Below are 22,700 nucleotides of genomic sequence, written 5' to 3'. Positions count from 1 at the left end.
CCTTTTCCAGAAGCTGGCGAGTTTATTCATACTGTCAGTCTTAAATGCGAAGTATAACCTACAACGGTAACTTACCTATTTTAAATCGCATAAAGGCAAAGGCCAACGATGCCCCCGGATTACTTTTGGTATATGGCGCAGTGATATCACGAGTGCTAAGGCCGAACTCATAAACAGGCGTGACAAAGGCTATACCAAGAGGCAGGTTCACTTTATCCCCGGCCCCTGTCGATACTCCTGAGCTTAAACGAATGAACGGGGATGGCATCACGTCTACCCCCAACCCTATAAAGTCCTGCGTCAGGTTACCAGGCGCATTGTTTAAAGCTTTCACATAATCTAACCCTAATTCTACCTTATTACTTACTTTCAGACCTACTCCTGCTCTAAAGCGTGTCGGCAGGTCTGTACGCAGCTCGTCCAAGGCAGTAAAGTGCATGGCAGTATCTATAATTTGCTCGGCCATATCCATAGCATTTTCAAAATCATAGTTGCCGTTACTCTCTATATCTGAGACCAAAAACCCTTTATCCTGCCCTACCAGCAGGTTCTCTGTCCAACGCATCGCGCCAATGTCTGCCACAGATACACCAAGCTTTACTATCTTTGCTACCTCTGCAGAAAGCCCAATATCGAAGCCATGCCCCTTGCCTACCGGGCTTAATATATTGTTCGCTTCATTGTGGTTGAATAAAGGATCATCCAGGTATTGTCCATAATCAACATTTAGTATAGGAGAGGCGGTGCTATAAGCTTTCACCTCCCCATTTTTTGCACTAAACTCGTATAGTGCAAGACCCTGTATGTAACGGTATCCCACGCCTCCAAAAATCTTAAAAGCAGGCAAACTAACAAGCCTACGGCCATAAGATATATTCCACTCGTTTACCCAACTGGCTTTTAACTCAGTACCGTCAAATAATTCAGACACATATACTGGCTCGTTCGGATCAGACTCCTTTACAACAGGAGCATGTTCACCTAAGAATAAAAGCTCTGAGAAATTTTTGTTAAAACCAGCATGCCCCAACACACGCTGACGGTTGCTGAAAGCAAAACCACCAATCTTAGGCAAGTTAACCGAGATCGCAAAGGTTTGCAGGTCTGCCCCGATGTTCAAAACATCATTCGAAGTGAAAGCCTTTGCATAGTACTCTCTGTTTGCCAGGCTTACTTCCTGGTTAGGGGTTGTATTCCTAAAATCATGAATAATATCTTTTGTAAAAGCTCTGGAGCTAACACCAAATCCACCCTCCAGAAAGGAGAATGATAAGGTATACCTACTTCGGCTTATATTAGCAGGATTTATACCGATAGCCTGATAACCGCCACTGAATGTGGTTCCGACTCCGCCCCGTCCTGTGGTATTGATATTATTGTACTCAGTTTGTGCAAATGTAGTAGTGTGCAGGGCCATAAATGCAAGGGCCAGCATCCAGATTCTCTTCATAATCGAAACGACGACAAATAGGAAATGTGCAAAAAGGTTTGATACATGGTGTGATAGCAAGAGCAACCAGATGAGCAGCAGTTAGGTTCAGTTTTAGTACAAAAAATGATTCCTTCAATTTTCCTATTGCGTAGCGGCTAACAAAATTGATATAGTGAGGATCGTTAAACAGGTGTTTTCCGTGTAAGCTGGCATGGCAACCTTTAAATCTTAATTTTGTAAAAGAGTACGATTTGCTGATCCCAAACCCTTACCCCATTGGCCAAACGATTTAGCCCTGATAAATATGTAGAAGGCATTTTAGCCGGCGACCGTGTGATGCTGAGCCGCGCTATTACCCTGGTCGAGAGCCGCCTGGTATCAGACCTCGAACTGGCTCAGGAGGTGGTTAACCAGGTGCTGCCTTATGCAGGCAATTCAGTACGCATAGGTATAACCGGTGTACCTGGAGTTGGCAAAAGTACTTTTATCGAATCCTTCGGAAACTACCTGATTGGGGAGCAAGGCAAGAAACTGGCAGTTCTGGCAATAGACCCTACCAGCCAGCGCTCCGGTGGAAGTATTCTCGGCGACAAAACCCGTATGGATTCACTTGCCACCAACCCAGCAGCCTTTATCAGGCCCTCACCGGCTGGCAAATCTTTAGGAGGCGTTACCAGGAGCACCCGCGAAAGTATTATACTTTGCGAGGCGGCAGGCTTTGATGCCATCATTGTGGAAACTGTAGGTGTAGGCCAATCAGAAACAGCTGTACATGCTATGGTGGATTTTTTTCTGCTTCTGATGTTAGCTGGTGCCGGTGACGAGTTGCAAGGAATAAAGAGAGGCATCATGGAGATGGCCGATGCTATTGCCATTACGAAAGCCGATGGAGAGAATGTGGGCAAGGCAAATGCCGCCTGCGCCGAATATCAAAGTGCTATGCACCTCTATCCGCTAGCTGCGTCAGGATGGATGCCTAAAGTGAGTATTTGTTCTGCGCTCCAGAACAAGGGCCTAGAGACCATTTGGAGCACCATCGTTAACTACCTGGAGCTGACCCAAGGCAACGGCTACTTTGAGCAGAAACGCCGCAACCAAAACCTGCAGTGGATGTATGAAGCTATACGCCAGGGCCTGGAAGAGCACTTTTATGCACACCAGCAGGTGAAACAGCAACTCCCAAGTATAGCCGAAGAAGTGAAAGCAGGCCAAAAATCAGCCTTTGCCGCAGCATCGGAGCTGTTACGTTTAGTGTAAAGTTTAGACTGCCTGACCTGCTCCTGGTTATGTAAGTAGGGATGTTTTACTGTAGCTGCCGCTTCTAAAGTATAAGTGCTGTAGTTAGAGCTATTCAGGTGAACCCACCCCTAACTCCTTTGAGGAGGGGAATTTTCGGGAACGATAAACATCCCCCTGTGCCCCCTCAAAGGAGGAGTAGCAAAGGTTGGGGCCATTGAACCTGATTCCAGTCCTTGGATCTCAAGCAAGAGGTGAAACAAGTAGGAAGTAAAGCCGTGGATGAGCAACAGCTAGAAAGTATAGCTCACTTCTAGGTAACGCAGCTGCTGCTAAACATGGAAAACAAAAGCAGCTGCCCCAAACCTGAGCCAGCTGCTTTCTATCAATAAGTAAATCTTTACCTTGCTTCCTCCAAGCTAACCTTAGCCCATTTACAAATGCCACCAAGCGGAGGATTAAACTTGTACACGTTTACCTTCACCGACTGCACAAACGGGAACCTGTCGTATACTCTATCGATAATGCGGTGACCGAGGTGCTCTAGCAAACGGGCAGGAGTTTTCATTTCCTCCAGCACCAGTGCATACAGTATCTCGTAGTTCACCGTTTCCTCCAGGTTGTCAGATTCGGCAGCACGGCGTAAGTCTGTCTTGATGGTCAAATCGATGCCGTACTTGTTACCTATTCTTTGTTCCTCATCATAGAAGCCATGGAAGGCAAAAAACTCCATGCCTTCCAGCGCGATCAATCCCATCCGCTTAGCCTATCTCATCAAAGAAAGAACCACCAGAAGATGGCTTAACAGTAGCACCATTGGTAGCATAAGCATTACGTGATGGCTCTGTAAGCGGCGGTTGAATCTCTGGCTTGTCTGGCTGCACAGGCTCAATATCCGGAATTGGCTGCTCTATGCCTGGAGCCGGTATTCTACCTGGATAGTCTGGCTCAGGCTGTGGAATTTCAGGCGATGGCACATTAGGCACCGGTGTAGTTGGAGTCGGAACTTCCGGCTGTGGTTGAGTTACATCCGGCGCAGGGTCACCAATGACATCGGTTGTGCTTGCTGTAGTACCTGTAACAGCTACAGGCGCATTAGCTGTAGTAGATTCAGGCAACTTATATGTTGTGTTTTCAGAGTTTGTGTTCATATCTTTCAAATTTTTCAGCAGCTCCGAAGTTGCTACTTCCGTGCTGGCAGCTTTTGAAAGAATACTGTGTGTACCCGCTTTAGGTTTTGCCTTTGCTTTTTCAGCGTTTTCCAGCGTCTCATTTGCAAGGTTACGCAGGTCACGCACCAGGTGGTCCAGGTAGTTCTCCATTTGGCGGCAATCCTGATCAAGCGATTTTACCTGCTGCTGCATTTCGGCGATGACACGCTCTGACTGTCTTTGGGCTTCTTCCAGCATCTGGCGGGCTTCGTTACGAGCTTTACTCAGCAGCTCATCCGACTTTAGCTCCGACTCGCGCACCTGTAGCTCAGCAGACTTTTTCGCCTGTTCCAGGATACTGTTACCTGTATCTTCTGCGGTTTTCAGAGTTTTGTAAAGCGATGACTCCACTTCGCGCAACTTCTGGGTTTCGCGGTGTGCGGCATCCAGCTTCATGCGCAGATCTTTGTTCTCATCCTGCAGTTTTTCCCACTGCTGTGAGAGCGTCAGCAAAAACGCATTTACCTCATCCTTGTCTAATCCTCGAAATGCCTTTTCAAACGTTTTTTGCCTGATATCTAACGGTGTAATCTTCATAACTCAAAAATTTATATCCCAAACCGAAATGGTGCGGTCATCGCTACACGAAACTAACTGATTCTGATGAGCCGACCAAAATAATTTATTTACCGAGGTGCCGTGGCTGGCATTTCGTACTTTATCGATCACTTTCAGCAACTTAAATGTTTTCGCATCCCACACTTTTATGGATTTATCCATACTACAGGTGGCAAAATGATCACCATTCGGGCTGTAAGTTATGTGGTTGATGGTATACATGTGCGCTATCAGGTACCCCCGCTCTTTATAATTATTATCCACCTCCCAAACGCGCAAATGAGCATCACGGCCACCGCTGAGCAACAGCTCCCCATCTGGTGAGTATGCCACTGTAAAAACGGAGTTTGTATGTGATACCAGCTCATGCTTTAGCTCAAGAGTGTTGGCATCAAAAACTCGTATTTTATGATCGCTGTAGCCTACTGCCAACTCATTGGTGTGCTGGTTATAAGCCAGGCTGCGTACACTCTTGTCCGACTTGCGGATGAACGTACTCAACTCAAAGCTATCGCCGTCCAGCACTGCAATAGCACCATTACCCATCGCCACAAAAATTTTACCTGCTCCGGCAGCGTGCACAATATCAAAAATAGCCACTTTAGGCAGTGGCACCGATTTAAGAATCTGCTTGCTTTCCAGGTCAATCACCTGCACGCCCTCCTGATTTTGTCCGATGAGCAACAAATGACGCTGAGGTAGGTAACAAAGAGCATAAACAGAAGTGCTCACACGCGCCACTAGCTCTCCATTTTCCGGCTCCTGCAGATTCCAGGTAACAACCATGCCATCTCCGGCGGCAGAAAAGAAAAGGTGTTCCTCTGCTGCTGGCTCCAGTGCATACACACAATCGCGGTGGCCGGTTAATGTGGCCACTTTCTCTACTTGTACCTTACTTGCCATGCTGCCTTATACTCTGGTGTTTTATGATTTTAGCCTAAATTTACAACAAATGCGTTTAACCAGCCGTGCCTATACTTTAAAAACGCTGAACCCATACCATATTACTTATGCCTTTGCTGCACATTAAATCGTTGGATGAACACACTAAAATAGGCCTTTGGAAGCTGGCTGAAGAGCAGGAGGAGCTACGCCAGCTACTGCCTTCTTATGTTTCGGTAGAGGAGCGGCTGGCGCAGACGCACCCTAGGCGGCAGCGCGAATGGCTGGCGAGCCGGGTGTTGGTATACCAGGTGCTGCAAGGGTTTACTTCTGTTCCCGTACAACTGCTACGCAACCAGTATGGGAAGCCATACTTCACAGACTCCCGCTTTCATGTTTCCATCTCACACTCCCCGGAGCTGGCCGCTGTTATACTTTCCAAAAAGCATGAGGTTGGCATAGATATTGAACAAGTATCAGAGAAGGCACTGCGGGTTCAGGATAAGTTTTTGAACGATCAGGAGAAAACCCATACGTTAGCAAATGAGCAAAATACCTGCTTATACTGGAGCGCTAAAGAAACACTGTACAAACTATACAGCCGTAAGAAGCTGATATTTAAAGAAAACATAGTGGTAGGTCCTGCTGAAGCACCTAATCAACTGGAGGGGCAGGTAAAAACCGAAAATTTTTCTAAATTGTATCGTGTTACTTTCGAAGTCCTGCACGGCCACGTGTTAACTTACTGCATAGACAGACTTTCCGATCCCGCAACCTAAACACTATAAGACATGAAACAGTTATTCTCCCTTGCTACAGCCCTTCTGATTTCAGTAGGCGTATTTGCCCAATCTGGCGGTTATCAGGTTGGAGACAAAGTCGCTGATTTTACGCTGCAGGGCACCAACAACCAGAGCGTGTCGCTAAGCGATTTTGCTAACGCCAAAACTGTGGTACTGGTGTTCACTAATAACCAGTGTCCTTATGCTAAACTGTATGAGAACCGCTTGGTAACGCTTGCCAGCAATTATAGCGCTAAAGGAGCTCAGTTTGTATTCATTAATCCTGGCGCAGCCGATGCAGGTGAAACACTGAAGGACATGGCTTCCAGACAGTACAGCCCTTACCTGGCTGACGAAGGGCAGAAAGTGAGCCGCCAGTTTGGAGCCACCAAAACGCCTGAGGTGTTTGTACTGCACAACAACAATGGAGAGTTTGTGCTAAAGTATAAAGGAGCCATAGATGATAACCCTCAAGTGGAGAGCGGAGTTAAGAACCATTACCTACGCACGGTAATCGACGAAACGTTGGCTAACCGCCCTGTATCAACTAATGATAAGCGCGCTACAGGCTGTCTGATTAAGAAGTATTAAGCTGCACCCTATGAGATAGCAGCTCTGCCTATATACTTGATTAAAACAAAAAGGCGCTACGGAAATACCCATAGCGCCTTTTTAGTATTCAGGTAGCTGTCTATGCAGCTGTATCTTCATCTGTAACCGAATCCAGAAGTTTGGTTACTTCTGTAGCCTTATCTAAGTCGTTCATCTTCTCGAAAGAAAAAGCCAGGTTGCGAAGGGCACGCTTGATGATATCCAGATTAGAGCAAGGCTCATAGAAGATATCAACCGGGTTCAGGTTAAGCTGCAGAATGTAATTATCTATATCGGCTTTGCTCAGGATAAGGCCTTTGTTGTACACGTTAATGTAAAACTGCATGCCATCCAGCTTATAGGTAAGTATAAACAGGTTCGGCAGGTTTACTCCGTATACAGGCATATCCAGGCGCTGCGCCAGCGTCATGTAGATAACGCACAGGGTAAGTGGGTTGCCTCTCTTGCTCTCCAGCACCAGGTGCAGCATTGAGTTTGCCGGCGAGTGGAAGTTCTTGGTGTTAGCCGAAAAACGCTTCTCCCGGAAAAGCACATTGTTCAAAGACTTTACCTGGTCGTAAGGGTGCATCTCATCTTTCATATGCGTCCAGGCATCGAAGTATAGCTGGTCCATTGATTTAGAGATGGTGGCAAAATCAACGTCTGGATACAGGTAAGAATTTACTAGGTACATACCCTCCAGCAGGTTTTCAGCACCGCTTCTTTTCCACTCCTGCAAGCGCTTCGTAAGGCCGTCGAACTGTAAGTTGTGAATCAGGTCTTCTATCTTCTTCTGCAGATCAGCGTTCAGGGTTTCCTCCCACTCCTCTTCCAAAAAAGGGATGATTCCTTCACCTAAATAAGCAATCTGCTTCTCCACATACGACGCCACTTCGTTATCGCTGTCATCAAGCAGCGAAATCAACGCCTTAATTTCTCCCTTTGTCACTCTATTCTTCTCCGATAATTAAATACTCAAACTTATATAACAGAATTGTGAGTACAATTTACAACTCTTTATATGATATAAGTAGATAACACTCCACTTCCAACTTATGATTCCTTATTTCTGGTTTAACTTGATCATGTTTGGATTACACCCACATTGTAAGGCTTCTCGATTGGCGCATGGTTAGCAGCCTCTATACCCATAGAGATCACCTTTCGCGTTTCCAGCGGATCGATAATACCATCTATCCACAGGCGCGCTGCTGCATAGTACGGGGAAAGTTCTTCGTTATACTTGTTCGTGATGCGCTCCAGCAGCTCCTGCTCTGCCTCAGGAGTAATCTCCTCGCCTTTTGCCTTTAACGATGATACCTGAATTTGCAGCAACGTTTTAGCAGCCGCAGCACCACTCATCACTGCTAGCTGCGCTGTTGGCCATGAGTAGATGAGGCGCGGGTCGTAAGCTTTACCGCACATGGCGTAATTACCGGCACCGTAGCTATTGCCTATAAGTATCGTAAACTTCGGCACTACTGAGTTAGACATGGCATTCACCATTTTGGCACCGTCTTTAATAATGCCGCCATGCTCAGCCTTGCTGCCCACCATAAAACCAGACACGTCCTGTAGAAATACCAGTGGAATCTTCTTCTGGTTGCAGTTCATGATAAAGCGAGCGGCCTTGTCTGCTGAGTCGGAGTAAATTACGCCACCCATCTGCATTTCGCCTTTCTTGCTCTTCATGATTTTGCGCTGGTTTGCCACAATACCCACTGCCCAGCCATTTATGCGGGCAAGACCACAGATTAGCGTCTGCCCATACAGGTCTTTGTATGGCTCAAATTCTGAATTATCCACCAGGCGCAGGATTATATCCATCATATCGTATGGCTTTACCCGGTCGGCTGGCAACAAGCCATAGATCTCTTTTTCATCTAGTTTAGGAGCCGCCGCCGCTGCGCGGTTAAAGCCTGCTTTTGGCTTGTCACCCATCTTGTCGAAGATGTTACGGATGTGGTCCAGCGCCTCTTTATCATCTTTGCATTTATAATCGGTAACACCAGAGATCTCTGAATGTGTAGTAGCGCCGCCCAAAGTCTCATTATCAATGCTCTCCCCAATGGCAGACTTTACCAGGTAAGAGCCTGCCAGGAACACAGATCCTGTTCCTTCTACAATTAGTGCTTCATCGCTCATAATTGGCAGGTAAGCACCACCAGCCACGCAACTACCCATAATGGCAGCAATCTGTACAATGCCCATAGAGCTCATTACTGCGTTGTTGCGGAACATACGGCCAAAGTGCTCCTTGTCCGGGAAAATCTCATCCTGCATAGGTAGGAATACTCCTGCACTGTCTACCAGGTAAACAATGGGCAATTTGTTCTCTATGGAAATCTCCTGAGCGCGCAGGTTCTTTTTGGCAGTAATCGGGAACCAGGCTCCTGCCTTTACAGTGGCATCGTTGGCAACCACTACACATTGGCGACCTTTTATGTAACCAATACCTGTCACCACGCCACCGCTTGGGCAGCCCCCTACTTCCTCGTACATACCTTCTCCGGCAAAAGCACCTACTTCCAGAAACTCAGTGCCTTCATCCAAAAGATAATCAATACGCTCTCGGGCTGTCATTTTGCCTCTTTGATGCTCTTTCTCGATGCGCTTTTCGCCGCCACCGAGGTATACTTTCTTCAGTTTGTTCTTCAGCTGGAAAATCTGCTGTTTTAGTGCGTCTTCGTTTTTGTTGAATTCAAGATCCATGAAGGGTTAGATTAGTTTTTAGGGTGAGAGTATAAAACGCGAAAATCCGCTTGGAAGAGCGGATTTTACATATGTATCACTTTACATCAAATACCTATCGGTTAGTTTTTACGCTGTCCTTTTGCGCTGGCTGTGCAGAGGCGCCCTCCACTGTTTTTCGCACAGGCACATAAACGGTATCCGGCACTGTGCGGAAATCGCCCGGATACTGATCTTGCAGCTCCTTCACCTCCTCAAGGGTGATAACACGACCCGTTTCGTCTACTTTATACTTGTCTTTGCGACCAAACACAGAAAAGCTCACATAGCGTTTTGGGTACGCTTGAATGTCGCGCAGCAACAGGTCTAGTGCCACGGAAGAACGGTTCAGGTTCTCGTACAACTGCTCGTCGTTCATCAGCTTACCAATAGAACCCTGGTTAGAGTTAAGCTTTGTAGCTACCGACTCTAGCTCCATCACGGCATCGTTGGCGTTGCGCACCAGCTTTGTAATTTCAGCCTGCTTCAAAGTATCGGTTATTTCAGCCATGTTCATGGCAAGGCGGTTTATGTGCCGCTGGGTCTGGCGGAGAGAACTCGTTAGTTCGTTAACATTCTGCGTTATAGCCTGTATGTTCTCCTGGTTTGATCGCAGAATTTCGTTTACAGCTGCAGTAGTGGCCTTCGTGTTTTCCAGTATATCATGAAAACTTCCTTGTGTTTCCGAATCTAATAGGCGGTTAACACGCGCAAGCGTAGTATCTACTTTATCAATGATAGGCACCGTTTTGGTAGAAATCATCTCGGTGATGCTGCTTTGCATGAACGGGATGAGCGTTTCACCACCATTGTACATTTTGGTGCTGTTTCCGAGATAGAGGGTAATAGCTTTGCTGCCTAGCAGGTCCGAGTTACCAAGTGCCGCTATTGTAGAGTCACCTACAGATAAGTCTTCCAGCACCTCTAGCTCTACCTGTATCCTGTTCTTATTCTCGGTCATGAGCCGCAGGTTCTGCACGGTACCCACCTGCACACCATTTAAGATTACGGGGTTGGAAACAGCAAGGCCATCTACATTTTCATAAACGACATAGTATTTGCGCGAATCGGAGAAAAGATCCGACCCTTTCAGGAACATGAATCCGAAATAGAGTATGACTAGCGCTACAATGCCGAGTAGAGCAACTTTGGTTTCCTTAGATATCTTCACGTAGGAGTATGCTTAGTTCATAGCCTCCAACTCTTGTTTATACTCTTTGAAGGCCCTGTATATACCTGATGCAATATACGATTGCCCGGTTTTATCGTTAAGAAATTTTTCTTCGGTAGGATTGGTCAAAAAACCGCACTCAATAAGCACACTCGGCATGTAAGACTTCCATAGCACGAGGAAACCTGCCTGCTTTACCCCACGGCTCTTGCGGCCAGCTTTGGTACTGAACTCACGCTCTACTTTTTCAGCAAAGCGAAGACTGTTGTCTAGGTAAGCGCTCTGGTGCAGCGCAAACAAAATGTGGCTCTGCGGGGAGTTTGGATCGAAGCCATTGTAATTCGCCTCATAATTATCCTCGTGCAGGATTACTGAATTCTCGCGCTTGGCAACCTCCAGGTTACCGTTGGAGGTGTGCAGTCCCATAGTATAGGTCTCGGTACCGTATGCGGTGGCCGGACCAGAATTGAGGTGAATTGAGATGAAGAGGTCAGCGTTATTTTTGTTTGCTATGCCAGCACGGTCTATCAGCTCCACAAATTTATCCTCTGTGCGAGTATAGACAACCTTAACACCAGGCACGTTTTTCTCTATGAGCCCGCCTACCTGCTTGGCAATATTTAAGGCGACATCTGCCTCATGAGAAAACTTACCATTACACCCCACATCCTTCCCGCCGTGGCCGGCATCAATCACCACGGTCCGTAACTTGTACTCTTTCTTAAATTCAAGTGTGTTGGAGGAGCAGAGTAAAAAAACAAAAGCCAGAACAGAAACAGTAACAATATTTTTCACAACGCTCGTTAGTTAAAAGCTAAAACAATAACTTTGTACAAATTAAGTAAACTTTTAGGGAACTCTGAAGAAGTTGCGCTACTACATTTTGAATTTTTTACTGCTGTTGCAGTTCGCCATTTTTTCCTCCCCGACGGCTCATGCTCAGGGAGTGCCTGCTCCCGCTGTAGTACGACAAGACACTCCCACCGTAGCAGCACAAGATACATCGGTTGTGGTAGGTCAGGACTCGCTTAACGTTGCAGCTCCAAAAGGCGACATCGCAACCACTATCAAATATTCTGCCAAAGACTCCATGCAGTTTGAGGTCGACCGTAAAGTGGTGCATCTTTACGGAGATGCCAAGATCAACTACGGCGACATGAACCTGGAGGCGGCATATATCCAAATCAACTACGAAACCAATACACTTACCGCCACTACCCTTCCCGACTCAACAGGCAAAGAGGTAGGCACACCAGTTTTTACACAAGGTGCCGAAACTTATGCCGCTAAGCGTATTGCTTACAACTACAAAACAAGGCGAGGCCGCATTTCTGAAGTAGTAACGCAGCAAGGCGAAGGTTATATACACTCGGAGGTGGTAAAACGTAACGAAAACAACGAATTCTACGGCCTCCATAACAAGTATACAACCTGTAACCTGGAGCACCCGCACTTCTACATTAGCGCCGGCAAGATAAAGGCTATCCCTAACGATAAGGTGATGGCGGGGCCATTTAACTTGGTTATCGGTGATATTCCAACACCGCTGGGCTTCCTTTTTGGCCTTTTCCCTACTCCTAAAACCAAACGGGCCTCTGGGGTAATTGTGCCTAGTTACGGTGAAAACTCAAGAGGTTTCTTCCTGAACAACGGTGGCTACTACTTTGCCTGGAACGATTACATGGGTACCCGCGTGACGGGAGATATCTACTCTCTAGGTGGTTGGAACGTGGAGGCAAGCACCGATTATGTAAAGCGCTATTCCTACAGAGGTAACTTCCGCTTTACCTATGACAACTTTAAGAATGACGAGGCGGATGTAGAAAGCTCCAGAACTACAGACAATGCGCTTAGCCAATTGCCGCCGTCGCAGCAAACTTTCTGGATTAACTGGAACCATAGCCCTGTTACCAAACCAGGTCGAGGCTCTTTTAGCGCCAGTGTAAACGCTGGTAGTCAACTACACCAACGCGTTAACTATAACGGTTCAGCACAGTACCTGTCACCTACATTTAACTCCCATATCTCTTACCAAAAGACGATACCGAACTCGCCTTTCAGCTACACGATAAAGGCCAGCCAGGGACAAAGTACGCAGACCGGTACTATGAATTTCGTGCTACCAGACCTTAACTTCAGCATGTCGCAGGTATCACTGTCGGAGCTGTTAACCGATGCGCCTGCTACCAACAAGTGGTACGAGAAGTTTACCCTGACTTACAATGTAAGAGCATCTAACACGGTCTCCAACGTTCAGCCTGCACGCACGCGCTCTGATATTCCGGTACTGGAGTCCGCCCCTGCCGACACAGTTCCTATCAACTTTAACAACCTGCAGCGCCTGTGGGAGAATGGACAGAAGTCAGCGATACATACCTTTGGCATTGGCCTTGGTAATTATAAGATTATGCGTTTCTTCAACTTCAGCCCTAGTGTTAACTACAATGAGACTTGGCTGGATGAGAAATATAGCTACCGCTTTGACCCCGACTCACAACGAGTGGACGTAGACACGACAAACTTTGGGCGTGTGTATCAGTACAGTGCAGGAGCAAACCTGAGCACCACAATTTATGGTACTGTTAATTTCAAACCAGGTAAAAAGGTAGAAGCCATACGCCACTTAGTAAGGCCAAGCATCAGCTACAACTATCGCCCTGACTTCGGTGATGAGCGCTTCGGCTTTTATCAACGTACGCTTACAGGAGCTGATCCTACTACAAACCGTGCTCTTTACCAAGACCTGGCCCGTTTTAGAACAGGTGCACCAGCAACAGGTCTCAGTTCAGCGCTTAACTTCAGTATTGATAACAGCATTGAGATGAAGGTAAAGGCCAAAAGCGATACAGCTGGGGCTAAATCGGAGAAGATCAGCATCATCGATAACCTCCGTATTTCTTCCGGCTACGATTTTGCCCGCGACTCTTTAAGGCTCTCCGTATTTAGAATATCCCTGAACACAAAGCTCTTCAAGTTTATTAACATGAACTTCAATTCCACAGTGGATCCTTACGAGAGAGACATCAATGGAACAACGATAGATGAGTACTACTTTGACATCACAAAACTAAAGCTCGGCAGAATAACGAACGCAGGTCTGAACCTGACTGCCAGCCTGAACCCGGAAGCCTTCAGAACGGAGACAACCACGCCTGACAACCTGCCGTCGCTGGAGCGGGAACCTTTTGACCCACTGCTGCCGCAGTACGTGGACTTTAAAATTCCGTGGACGCTGAACCTGAACTACTCTATGAACTACAACCGGACCTTTGGCCTGAATGGTCAAAATAACCTTATCCAGACAGTAGGCTTAGACGGTTCACTTAACATCACAGACAAGTGGAAGGTAACTTACAATGCTACCTATGACATTTCAAACCAGAACATCTCCTATGCAAACTTGCAGATCTACCGCGACTTGCACTGCTGGGACATGAGCATTGGCTGGGTACCATTTGGACAGTTACGAGGTTACAACCTCACTATTAACGCACGTTCAGCACTGCTGCAGGACCTGAAACTTACCAAGCGAAGCAACACTGGTTATACTTATTGAGAGCAAACAGCCACATCAAAATGTGGCTGTTTTTGTTTTTAGATTTTATAGCTTTACAACCAAAACCATTGCTAGCTATGTCTGTACATAAAAATGATATAAAGCGAATCACCACGCACCAACTTCAGAACATGAAGGAGCGTGGCGAGAAAATATCCATGCTTACAGCTTACGATTACTCTATGGCAACTATACTGGATGCCGCAGGAGTAGATGTGCTGCTTGTTGGGGACTCAGCCTCTAATGTGATGGCTGGCCATGAAACAACGCTACCAATTACGCTGGACCAGATGATCTACCACGCCTCTTCTGTAGTGAGAGGTGTAAAAAGGGCCTTTGTGGTGGTAGACCTCCCATTTGGCTCTTATCAAGGTAATTCCTCAGAGGCCCTGCGCTCCACTATACGCATCATGAAAGAATCTGGCGCGCATGGCATCAAGCTGGAGGGTGGCGCTGAGATAAAGGAATCTATTACACGCATACTTAGCGCAGGTGTACCTGTAATGGGTCATTTGGGCCTTACACCTCAGTCCATCTATAAATTTGGCACCTACTCTGTACGCGCTAAGGAAGAAGCCGAGGCTCAGAAACTGATCGATGACGCACTGCTGCTGCAGGAGCTAGGCTGTTTTTCTATTGTACTGGAGAAGATACCATCTGAGCTTGCAAGGCGTGTAGCCGAAAAACTAACTATACCGATTATTGGCATAGGCGCTGGCCCACATGTAGATGGCCAGGTACTGGTAGTGCACGACATGCTGGGTATCAACAAAGAGTTTAAGCCACGCTTTCTGCGCCGCTATGCCGATCTGCACAGCGTTATGACAGAGGCTGTTCAGAACTACGTGCACGACGTCAAGAATAAAGATTTTCCAAACGAACAGGAAGCATACTAATCTGAGTTTAGAGTTATGAGTTAAAAGTTAAAAGTGAGCCAGTGTGCTTATGCATAGCGCTCGCGTACGCTTATTGAAAGATGCAGCTCTTTTTATGGGGCTCCTGTTTATAACAAATTAACTTTTAACTCATAACTCTTAACTTTTAACTAAAGCCTATGGCCTTAGACGTGCTTTTTGAGGATAACCATGTGCTGGTGGTAAACAAACCGGCAGGTCTGTTGGTGCATGGCGATGAAACCGGGGATATAACGCTGGCTGACCTGGCTAAGGAGTACATCAGGCAGAAGTATAATAAGCCCGGCAATGTATTTGTGGGTGTCGTGCATCGCCTCGATAGGCCAGTTAGCGGTGTAGTGCTGCTGGCTAAAACATCTAAGGCTTTAACCCGCCTGAACGAGCTGTTCCGCAGCAAGAAAACAGAAAAAACTTATTGGGCGGTGGTACAAAACCGTCCGAAGCAGGAACAGGGAAACCTGGTACACTGGCTGGTAAAAGACAGCTCCCGCAACATTACCAAAGCCTTTGCCAAAGAAAACCAGGCTGGGGCAAGATCAGAGTTAAACTATAAATTACTGAGCACTCAGCAGGGTAAATATCTTTTAGAAGTCAACCCTATCACAGGCAGGCCCCACCAGATCCGGGTACAACTCTCTTCTATGCGCTGCCCTATCCTCGGTGACTTAAAGTACGGTGCAGCACAACCCTTACCCGATAAAAGTATAGCCCTACATGCCCGCCGCCTACAGTTTAGCCACCCTACCCTTAAGACACCAGTTACGGTAAGTGCTCCCCCTCCGGATACTCCGGTTTGGGCACTTTTCAGGCAGCTGAAGTAGGTAGAAACCAGTAACTCCGGAAAGTGATTTTTATCATTTTCTGAACTTTTACATGTGGTATACTATTTTACTTTTGAATTCGTGTTGTAGCTTTGCAATATGCGTGGCATGGTTATAGCAATCACACTGCCGCACAACTAATCCAAATCATACTTTATCCGATACATTGATGGCCATTCTAATCTTTTTCGTGGTGCACTGGTACCTGTCGCTGTTTGTACAGACGTTCTACTTGCACCGCTATGCAGCCCACAAAATGTTCACTATGAACCCGTTCTGGGAAAAAGCATTTTACCTGCTAACATACATTGCACAAGGCTCCTCTTTCCTATCGCCACGCGCATACGCAATTTTGCACCGCATGCACCACGCATTCTCTGATACAGAGCGTGACCCGCACTCGCCGCACTTTTCTAATAATGCTTTCACGATGATGTGGAAGACCAAAGAAATCTATAACAATGTACTTAATAACCGTATAGAGCCGGAGCGCCGTTTCGAAGGGGACTACCCTGTATGGCCTGCACTGGAAAGAGTCGGTGATTCATATTTCTCCCGCATTGGCTGGGGTGTGGCTTACGTGCTGTTTTACATCGCTTTTGCCACCCAGTGGTGGATGTTCCTGTTGCTGCCGATCCACTTCCTGATGGGACCAGTACACGGTGCTATTGTAAACTGGAGCGGCCACAAATATGGCTATCAGAACTTCGACAACAATGATAAGTCAAGAAACTCTCTTTTCTTTGACTTTCTGACAGGCGGAGAACTGTTCCAGAATAACCACCACAAGCTACCAAACCGTGTTAACTTCGGTGTTAAGTGGTGGGAAGTAGACCCAACCTGGCCAGTTATCTGGACGCTGGATAAGCTAAGCATTATTAAGCTGAAGCCTGTGAAGGTGAAAGCTGCTAAAGCACCAAGAGTTAAAGCAAATGCCTAATCATAAAAGGGGGTGTCCTGAAAGGGCACCCTCTTTGCGTTTATCTGGCTGCTGTTGTTTTTCAGGCGGCCATGTAGAGAACGGCTCGTCTCGGGCTGAAAAAGGCGGAAAAGTGGTCCAGCAAGCAAGCATGAGCCGCGGTCGGCTGTTTCAGCGCGCCAGAGAGGCCGGAGGCGGCCCTTTCCAGCGCCTCTTCGAAGGCTTTTACTCCCTTTCGGGCTACTTTGCGCAGGTTATGGGCCACAGCGGCCAGGCCAAAGTCCACCTCGGCTTTGGCCAGCGTGCGCAACCTAAAGCGGGTGAAGCGGTTGTTGCTCTTGACCTGCCCAAACACGGCCTCGGGCTCAATGGCCCTTTGCTTGCGGTGGCGCACCCCCTCCTCGCTCAACAGTAGCTCCCGGGCCTTTGCCTTCAGGCGCTGGAGCCGGTGGTTGACCTCGATGACTCTGTTGCCCTTGCCCCTGAAGCACTGCCCTCTTAAGGGGCAACTCTCGCACCGGCGGGCCTGGTAGCGGCTCACCTGCGAGACATAACCCAAGTCAGATGTACGCTCGTACTGGCCCACCTGCTCCAGCCGCTGGCCCATGGGGCAGACGAAGAAGTCCTCCTGCTGGTTATAGTACAGGTTAAGCGGATGGAAGATGTCATTTCGGAACTTGCGCTTCTGCTCTTGATGGAAGTAGTTGTACTTGACATAGGCCTGGATCTGCTTATCCTCGAGCCAGGCGTAGTTCTGCTCCGAGCCGTAGCCGGCGTCGGCCACCACTTCTTTTGACTGCTGCTGGTAATGCTCCTGGAACTGCTGTAGGTGGGCAATCAGGGTGGCCGTGTCGCCCGGCCGCTGGTGCAAAGAGAAGTTGGTGATCAGCTGGTTCTCCGAGCTGATCTGCACGTTGTAGGCCGGCTTCAGCTGCCCGTTCTTCATGTGGTCTTCTTTCATCCGCATGAAGGTGGCGTCCTCGTCTGTTTTGCTATAGCTGTTCCTGTCACCGAGCTTCTCTAACTGCTCCTCGTATTTTTGTAGTCGCGGCAGGTGCTCTTTTTCCAGTTTGGCCACCTGCTTGCGGGCTTTCTTGTCCAGCTCAGCCACGTGCTCGTTGAGCTTTTGAATCTCCTCTTTGAGCCGGTGGGCGTCCACCTTCTCGGGCAGCCGCTCCTGGGGCGCTTTCCTGTCTTCTTTGATGGCCTGGCCGATGTCACAGAGCACGCTGCGGATCTTCCGCTCCAGCTTTTCTTTGTTCTTCTCCACTGAGCCCCGCCACACGAAAGTATAGCGATTGGCGGCTGCCTCTATCTTGGTGCCGTCCACGTACTGGGTCTCGAGGCTCACATACTCCAACCGGTGCAGCAGGCGCACCACCTGGGCGAAGAGCTCCTGGACCCGGTTTTTGAGGCGACGGCTCCTGAAGTGGTTGATGGTGCGGAAGTCGGGGGTGCTGCCGCCCGAGAGCCACATGAAGTGGATGTTCTCTTCCAAGGCCCGGGCAATGCGGCGGCAGGAATAGATGTTGTTCAGGTAAGCGTAGAAGAGCACTTTCAAGAGCATCCGTGGGTGGTAGCTGCTCGTGCCCCCGCCTTTATAGGTGGCTATGATGCGGTCGATGTTGAGCTCATCGACCACCCGGTCCACGAGCCGCACCGGGTGGCCTTCCGGGATGCGGTCTCCGATGCTTTGGGGGAACAGGACCACCTGGTGGCCCGGCTGCGCCTTGAAAACAACGCTGCGCCTTTTCATGCCTACTAAAATAGCAAAAGGCCAAGAAATGAAAAAGGGACTGCCCTTTTTGGACAGCCCCTTTTTGTGACCATACTTTGTCCTGAATGCCAACTGCTTAATATTTACATAAAGACTGTAGACAATACGAAATTATTTGCCTAGTTTTGCGGTTCTAAACTGGCGGACGGGTTCCGCCGACTGAAAAAACACATTATAAAATGGCAGTAAAAATCAGACTGGCCCGCAGAGGCCGCAAGAAAGCCGCTATCTACGATATCGTAGTAGCTGACGCTCGAGCACCACGTGATGGTAAATTTATCGAGAAATTGGGTACTTACAACCCGAACACTGTTCCAGCCTTCATCGACTTCAACGAAGACAAGGCGTTCCAGTGGGTAATGAACGGTGCACAGCCAACTGACACCGTAAAAGCAATGCTTTCTTACAGAGGCATCCTGTACAAGAAGCACCTACAAGTAGGTGTTATCAAGGGCGCTATCTCTCAGGAAACTGCTGACCAGCGTTTTAACGAGTGGAAAGAATCTAAAGACGCGAAGATTGAGGCGAAGCGCCAGCAAGTAGGCTCTGAGAAAGAGGCGAAGCGTGCTGCTGCTCTTGAGGCTGAGCGTAAAGTTAATGTGGCTCGTGCAGAAGCTATCCGTCAGCGTGAAGCTGAGAAAGCTGCTGCTAACGCTCCTGCTGAAGAGGCTACTGAGGCTCCAGCTGAAGGTGGCGAAGGCGAGTCTACTGAAGAGCAAGCATAATTCGGTGTGCCATGCATGTTGATGAATGCTTCCTATTAGGCTATATCGTCAAGACCCATGGCACGAAGGGGCAAGTAGTTGCGTTTTTTGACGTAGACTATCCCGAAGATTATGAAGATTTGGAATCAGTTTTCCTTGAGCAAAAAGGAAGACTGATTCCTTTTTTTATAACGACCATGGAGCCTGTGCAGAAGGGCCGGTTTATTATCAAGTTTGAGGATATCAATACCATCGAGCAAGCCGAAGCACTGCGCAACACCTCCCTTTACCTGTCGCTGGATGAACTGCCGGAGTTGGAAGAAGGCCAGTTCTACTTCCACGATGTAATCGGCTACCAAGTGGTTGATGAGCAGCACGGGGAGTTGGGAACTGTAAAAGAGTTCTACGACCTTCCGCAACAGCAGCTTATGGTAATGGAGTACCTGGACCAGGATATGCTGGTACCGGTAATGGACGAGATCTTCCTGCGTGCCGACCATGAGGCTAAACTCTTGCACGTAAGCCTGCCAGAGGGCCTACTGGAAGTATATACACAGCCATCGAGCCCTGACGACGAAGCCGACGATCTTGACGAAGACACCGAGGAGGAGAAAAAGTAATGCGCTTTGACATCATCAGTTGCCAGCCCGACCTGCTGGATAGCCCTTTCAGCCACTCAATTCTGAAGCGGGCACAGCAAAAAGGCCTGGTAGAAATTCACATCCACGACCTGCGCAAATTTGCTATAAACAAGCATGGCCAGATAGATGACTATGCCTTCGGTGGCGGTGCAGGCATGGTAATGATGATCGAGCCTATTGATAAGTGCATTTCTGAGCTGCAGGCTGAGCGCAAGTATGATGCAATTATCTACATGACACCGGACGGGCAGACACTGAACCAGCGCATTGTAAATCAATTCTCCCTGATGGAGAACGTGATTATACTTTGCGGGCACTACAAAGGTGTAGATGAGCGAGTGCGACAGCATTATGTAACGCACGAGATCAGCATCGGAGACTATGTTCTCTCAGGTGGTGAACTTGGTGCTGCTGTTTTGGCTGATGCCATTATCCGCATAATACCTGGGGTGCTAAACGATGAATCCTCTGCTCTTACAGACTCTTTTCAGGATGGTTTACTGGCACCGCCAGTTTACACACGCCCGGCTGAGTATAAAGGAATGAAGGTGCCGGACATCCTGATGTCAGGCGACACGCCAAAGATAGAACAATGGCGTTTTGAGCAAGCAATAGAGCGTACCAAACTGCGCCGCCCTGACCTGCTCAACGAATAAACCACAGACCGGCATGACCGGTAGAACAGAATTTTAAATGGCCTATAGGCAATTTCTTGCTGAGGTGGCCACCAAAATCTATATTTTTTTTCTGCAAATGTTCTTATGTAATAAATAATTACATATCTTTGCAGTCCGAAATTTGAAGAAGATACTTTAAGAGAACATAGCCATCATGAGCGAACTAATTAAATTCATTGAGCAGGAATCTACTGACAAGCGCGCCTCTTTCCCAGCTTTTCAGGCGGGTGATACTATAAACGTACACGTTAGAATCCGTGAGGGTAACAAAGAGCGTGTTCAGCAATTCCAAGGCGTTGTGATTCAGCGTAAGAACGTGAACACAAACGGTGAAACGTTCACTGTAAGAAAAGTATCAAACCAAATCGGTTTAGAGCGTATCTTCCCAGTGCTTTCTCCTGCTATCGAGAAAATTGAACTGGTAAGAAGAGGTAGAGTAAGAAGAGCAAGACTGTACTACCTGAGAGGTCTTCAGGGTAAAGCTGCTCGTATCAAGGAAAGAAGATAAGAATACCTGTTTTCATAAGTTTTCCATAGTTTTAGTGAAAAGGAGCCGACGACCTCGGCTCCTTTTTTTGTGCCTACACCTGATTTTACCCTACAGCGGCCACTGCTTATATTTGCGCGAACCTAAAGAATGCCAGCACCATGAAACGCTACTCTTACTTTCTCCTACTGCTCCTAGCTTTCGTCGTTTCTGCCTGCAAAACGGATTATACAAGCTTGCCAACCTACTCTGCAAACAAGCAGCTGCAAGCAGTTGTTGAAACTCCTGCGGGCAACACACACAAGCTGGTGTATGATAAGGAGAAGCAGGAGTTTGTACCTGATTTAGATGCAGGCCATGAGCGTGAGGTAAACTTCCTCCCCTACCCGGGCAACTTTGGCTTTATACCTTCCACGGAAATTGATAAGAACGGCAGAGGCCTGGAAGTACTGGTACTCTCAGAGCGACAGGAGCCCGGCACAGATATGGAGGTAATTCCGGTAGGTCTGATGCAATTGGAGAGAGGCGGTGAACTGCGGCATATAGTGGTAGCCGTACCTGCCCGACCTAGTGAGCGCCAGCTGGATGCAACCAACTATGAGAACTTTAGCACAAAGTATCCTGGCGCGAAAGCCATACTGCAGATCTGGTTTGCCAACTACAACAAAGCAGCCGGAACAAGGTTTGTTGGCTGGCGAGATGAAAAGTTTGCTGAAAAGGAAATACAGCGTTGGATGAAGTTGTAAGCAACAGTTAACGCTTATCAACCAAAAAGAGACGCTTATCCCGCGTCTCTTTTTGGTTTAACTATTCTTAATCAGTAAGTACTATTTGCGTTTAACTTCCAACAATTTAGCCCGCACCGCATCAACTTCCTTTTCCATCTCCAGCACGCGTTGGCGGCTTAATTCCTGCTTCTGCAAATTTAGTTGAACATTTTCCTCCAGTTGCTTCAGTTCTTCAGCATTTCGCACCAGCTCCTCTTCTAGTTCTTTCCGGCACTGTTTGTTTCGCTCAATACTAAGTTGAATGCTGTTCGCCTCCTTTACCACGCGGTCCTGCTCCTCTTTAGTAGCCCGTAAGACATCTTCTGCGGCATTGATCTGCCTGAATACATCGTCGCGGTACAGCTTATAGGCAAAGCCTCGCAAGAAGTTTTCTGCTGCTGCATACTCCTTAGGCGTTGCTGTCTTGTTTAGGTAGTCGGTCCCCATATCTATACTCCACCACACATAACTACCCATTGCATCGCTGCCTACAGTAGATAGCACTCGCAGGGGCTCAGCAGAAATTGTATCTAACTTAGCGCCCTCTACTGTCATAACACCTTTAGAGACTTTCACGCGACCTGCCCTCTGCCCCAGGTACTCTTTCCAGGAGCGCTCAACAGTTTTAGGATCAAGCTGCACCGAAAGTTGCTGGCCGCGCCTTTTAACTCCATTTACATCCTGCTCCACTTCATTTATCTGTACCGATTGCGCCTGGCAAACTCCAGCCACCAATAAAAATACGGCAAGTATAAACCCTTTCATATCGCTTCTGTTTTGTACTGTGATAGGTTACCCTGATTCACGAAATTAAAGAAAGAGGCGGACAATGCGAGAAGCCAAA

Annotated in this window: 21 protein-coding genes and 1 pseudogene; 12 read left to right on the top strand and 10 right to left on the bottom strand. The window is 47.8% G+C overall.

Features of this window, described 5'->3' with window-relative positions:
- Nucleotides 1–58: 58 nt before the first annotated feature.
- Complete coding sequence (locus PKOR_RS09820; RefSeq protein ID WP_046310439.1) at nt 59–1,450, bottom strand: DUF5723 family protein; 1,392 nt, start codon at nt 1,448–1,450, stop codon at nt 59–61.
- 258 nt (nt 1,451–1,708) lie between these two features.
- On the opposite strand from PKOR_RS09820, the gene meaB reads away from it, so the two are divergent.
- Nucleotides 1,709–2,689: a methylmalonyl Co-A mutase-associated GTPase MeaB gene (meaB, locus tag PKOR_RS09815; protein WP_046310438.1), complete on the top strand. Its 981-nt coding sequence runs from the start codon at nt 1,709–1,711 to the stop codon at nt 2,687–2,689.
- Nucleotides 2,690–3,068: 379 nt separating this feature from the next.
- On the opposite strand, the gene folB is transcribed toward meaB, so the two are convergent.
- From folB to PKOR_RS09800, 3 genes are read right to left on the bottom strand one after another with little or no spacing between them, the layout of a single operon-like run.
- Nucleotides 3,069–3,425 (bottom strand): dihydroneopterin aldolase, encoded by a 357-nt coding sequence (gene folB, locus PKOR_RS09810; protein ID WP_046310436.1) that lies wholly within the window; start codon nt 3,423–3,425, stop codon nt 3,069–3,071.
- 4 nt (nt 3,426–3,429) lie between these two features.
- Nucleotides 3,430–4,416 (bottom strand): DivIVA domain-containing protein, encoded by a 987-nt coding sequence (locus PKOR_RS25840; protein ID WP_046310434.1) that lies wholly within the window; start codon nt 4,414–4,416, stop codon nt 3,430–3,432.
- A gap of 3 nt (nt 4,417–4,419) precedes the next feature.
- On the bottom strand, nt 4,420–5,340 hold the full coding sequence (locus PKOR_RS09800; protein ID WP_046310433.1) for a WD40 repeat domain-containing protein: 921 nt from the start codon (nt 5,338–5,340) through the stop codon (nt 4,420–4,422).
- Between the two features lie 107 nt (nt 5,341–5,447).
- On the opposite strand from PKOR_RS09800, the gene PKOR_RS09795 reads away from it, so the two are divergent.
- Both PKOR_RS09795 and PKOR_RS09790 read left to right on the top strand, forming a co-directional pair.
- On the top strand, nt 5,448–6,098 hold the full coding sequence (locus PKOR_RS09795) for a 4'-phosphopantetheinyl transferase superfamily protein (protein ID WP_046310432.1): 651 nt from the start codon (nt 5,448–5,450) through the stop codon (nt 6,096–6,098).
- A 12-nt stretch (nt 6,099–6,110) separates the two neighbouring features.
- Nucleotides 6,111–6,692 carry a thioredoxin family protein gene (locus PKOR_RS09790; RefSeq protein ID WP_046310431.1) on the top strand — a complete coding sequence of 194 codons (582 nt, stop codon included), beginning with the start codon at nt 6,111–6,113 and terminating at the stop codon, nt 6,690–6,692.
- 100 nt (nt 6,693–6,792) lie between these two features.
- On the opposite strand, the gene PKOR_RS09785 is transcribed toward PKOR_RS09790, so the two are convergent.
- From PKOR_RS09785 to PKOR_RS09770, 4 genes are all read right to left on the bottom strand, one after another.
- Nucleotides 6,793–7,641: a transglutaminase-like domain-containing protein gene (locus tag PKOR_RS09785; protein ID WP_046310430.1), complete on the bottom strand. Its 849-nt coding sequence runs from the start codon at nt 7,639–7,641 to the stop codon at nt 6,793–6,795.
- 134 nt (nt 7,642–7,775) lie between these two features.
- On the bottom strand, nt 7,776–9,404 hold the full coding sequence (locus tag PKOR_RS09780) for an acyl-CoA carboxylase subunit beta (protein WP_046310429.1): 1,629 nt from the start codon (nt 9,402–9,404) through the stop codon (nt 7,776–7,778).
- Nucleotides 9,405–9,498: 94 nt separating this feature from the next.
- On the bottom strand, nt 9,499–10,593 hold the full coding sequence (locus PKOR_RS09775; RefSeq protein ID WP_071843131.1) for an MlaD family protein: 1,095 nt from the start codon (nt 10,591–10,593) through the stop codon (nt 9,499–9,501).
- Between the two features lie 12 nt (nt 10,594–10,605).
- Complete coding sequence (locus PKOR_RS09770; protein WP_046310428.1) at nt 10,606–11,388, bottom strand: N-acetylmuramoyl-L-alanine amidase family protein; 783 nt, start codon at nt 11,386–11,388, stop codon at nt 10,606–10,608.
- Between the two features lie 88 nt (nt 11,389–11,476).
- On the opposite strand from PKOR_RS09770, the gene PKOR_RS09765 reads away from it, so the two are divergent.
- The 4 genes from PKOR_RS09765 (at nt 11,477) to PKOR_RS09750 (ending at nt 16,824) form a co-directional block, all read left to right on the top strand.
- Nucleotides 11,477–14,149, top strand: coding sequence for a putative LPS assembly protein LptD (locus PKOR_RS09765; protein WP_148561659.1), 2,673 nt, complete (start codon nt 11,477–11,479; stop codon nt 14,147–14,149).
- 77 nt (nt 14,150–14,226) lie between these two features.
- The gene (panB, locus tag PKOR_RS09760) at nt 14,227–15,045 is read left to right on the top strand and encodes a 3-methyl-2-oxobutanoate hydroxymethyltransferase (protein ID WP_046314332.1); all 819 of its coding nucleotides are present in this window, start codon (nt 14,227–14,229) and stop codon (nt 15,043–15,045) included.
- Nucleotides 15,046–15,203: 158 nt separating this feature from the next.
- On the top strand, nt 15,204–15,884 hold the full coding sequence (locus PKOR_RS09755; RefSeq protein WP_046310424.1) for an RluA family pseudouridine synthase: 681 nt from the start codon (nt 15,204–15,206) through the stop codon (nt 15,882–15,884).
- Between the two features lie 169 nt (nt 15,885–16,053).
- Nucleotides 16,054–16,824: an acyl-CoA desaturase gene (locus tag PKOR_RS09750; protein ID WP_046310422.1), complete on the top strand. Its 771-nt coding sequence runs from the start codon at nt 16,054–16,056 to the stop codon at nt 16,822–16,824.
- 211 nt (nt 16,825–17,035) lie between these two features.
- Here the strand turns inward: PKOR_RS09750 and PKOR_RS09745 are convergent.
- Nucleotides 17,036–18,559 (bottom strand): annotated as a pseudogene (locus tag PKOR_RS09745) (IS1182 family transposase); the annotation flags it as partial.
- A 200-nt stretch (nt 18,560–18,759) separates the two neighbouring features.
- Between PKOR_RS09745 and PKOR_RS09740 the strand changes: the two are divergent.
- The 5 genes from PKOR_RS09740 to PKOR_RS09720 all read left to right on the top strand — a co-directional run bounded on the left by PKOR_RS09740 (nt 18,760) and on the right by PKOR_RS09720 (nt 21,835).
- Nucleotides 18,760–19,305: a 30S ribosomal protein S16 gene (locus PKOR_RS09740; RefSeq protein ID WP_046310420.1), complete on the top strand. Its 546-nt coding sequence runs from the start codon at nt 18,760–18,762 to the stop codon at nt 19,303–19,305.
- Between the two features lie 11 nt (nt 19,306–19,316).
- Nucleotides 19,317–19,904, top strand: a complete 588-nt coding sequence (gene rimM, locus PKOR_RS09735) for a ribosome maturation factor RimM (RefSeq protein ID WP_046310419.1) — start codon at nt 19,317–19,319, stop codon at nt 19,902–19,904.
- A complete protein-coding gene (gene trmD, locus PKOR_RS09730) occupies nt 19,904–20,581 on the top strand; it encodes a tRNA (guanosine(37)-N1)-methyltransferase TrmD (RefSeq protein ID WP_046310417.1) in 678 nt (225 codons plus the stop codon). The genes rimM and trmD overlap by 1 nt, the downstream gene beginning before the upstream one ends.
- Nucleotides 20,582–20,756: 175 nt before the next feature.
- Complete coding sequence (gene rplS, locus PKOR_RS09725) at nt 20,757–21,110, top strand: 50S ribosomal protein L19 (RefSeq protein WP_046310415.1); 354 nt, start codon at nt 20,757–20,759, stop codon at nt 21,108–21,110.
- Between the two features lie 140 nt (nt 21,111–21,250).
- Nucleotides 21,251–21,835 carry an inorganic diphosphatase gene (locus PKOR_RS09720; protein WP_046310414.1) on the top strand — a complete coding sequence of 195 codons (585 nt, stop codon included), beginning with the start codon at nt 21,251–21,253 and terminating at the stop codon, nt 21,833–21,835.
- An 81-nt stretch (nt 21,836–21,916) separates the two neighbouring features.
- Here the strand turns inward: PKOR_RS09720 and PKOR_RS09715 are convergent, their stop codons facing one another.
- Nucleotides 21,917–22,621, bottom strand: coding sequence for a hypothetical protein (locus PKOR_RS09715; protein ID WP_046310413.1), 705 nt, complete (start codon nt 22,619–22,621; stop codon nt 21,917–21,919).
- Between the last annotated feature and the right edge of the window lie 79 nt (nt 22,622–22,700).

The organism is Pontibacter korlensis (assembly GCF_000973725.1).
Classification (GTDB): domain Bacteria; phylum Bacteroidota; class Bacteroidia; order Cytophagales; family Hymenobacteraceae; genus Pontibacter; species Pontibacter korlensis.
The sequence above is the reverse complement of the archived record's forward strand: the minus strand, read 5'-3'. Positions and strand labels throughout refer to the sequence as shown.

Coding starts and splice junctions, on each gene's coding strand:
- PKOR_RS09820 (WP_046310439.1), bottom strand. CDS start 1,450: ATGAAGAGAATCTGGATGCTGGCCCTTGCATTTATGGCCCTGCACACT.
- folB (WP_046310436.1), bottom strand. CDS start 3,425: ATGGGATTGATCGCGCTGGAAGGCATGGAGTTTTTTGCCTTCCATGGC.
- PKOR_RS25840 (WP_046310434.1), bottom strand. CDS start 4,416: ATGAAGATTACACCGTTAGATATCAGGCAAAAAACGTTTGAAAAGGCA.
- PKOR_RS09800 (WP_046310433.1), bottom strand. CDS start 5,340: ATGGCAAGTAAGGTACAAGTAGAGAAAGTGGCCACATTAACCGGCCAC.
- PKOR_RS09795 (WP_046310432.1), top strand. CDS start 5,448: ATGCCTTTGCTGCACATTAAATCGTTGGATGAACACACTAAAATAGGC.
- PKOR_RS09790 (WP_046310431.1), top strand. CDS start 6,111: ATGAAACAGTTATTCTCCCTTGCTACAGCCCTTCTGATTTCAGTAGGC.
- PKOR_RS09780 (WP_046310429.1), bottom strand. CDS start 9,404: ATGGATCTTGAATTCAACAAAAACGAAGACGCACTAAAACAGCAGATT.
- panB (WP_046314332.1), top strand. CDS start 14,227: ATGTCTGTACATAAAAATGATATAAAGCGAATCACCACGCACCAACTT.
- PKOR_RS09755 (WP_046310424.1), top strand. CDS start 15,204: ATGGCCTTAGACGTGCTTTTTGAGGATAACCATGTGCTGGTGGTAAAC.
- PKOR_RS09750 (WP_046310422.1), top strand. CDS start 16,054: ATGGCCATTCTAATCTTTTTCGTGGTGCACTGGTACCTGTCGCTGTTT.
- PKOR_RS09740 (WP_046310420.1), top strand. CDS start 18,760: ATGGCAGTAAAAATCAGACTGGCCCGCAGAGGCCGCAAGAAAGCCGCT.
- rimM (WP_046310419.1), top strand. CDS start 19,317: ATGCATGTTGATGAATGCTTCCTATTAGGCTATATCGTCAAGACCCAT.
- trmD (WP_046310417.1), top strand. CDS start 19,904: ATGCGCTTTGACATCATCAGTTGCCAGCCCGACCTGCTGGATAGCCCT.
- rplS (WP_046310415.1), top strand. CDS start 20,757: ATGAGCGAACTAATTAAATTCATTGAGCAGGAATCTACTGACAAGCGC.
- PKOR_RS09720 (WP_046310414.1), top strand. CDS start 21,251: ATGAAACGCTACTCTTACTTTCTCCTACTGCTCCTAGCTTTCGTCGTT.
- PKOR_RS09715 (WP_046310413.1), bottom strand. CDS start 22,621: ATGAAAGGGTTTATACTTGCCGTATTTTTATTGGTGGCTGGAGTTTGC.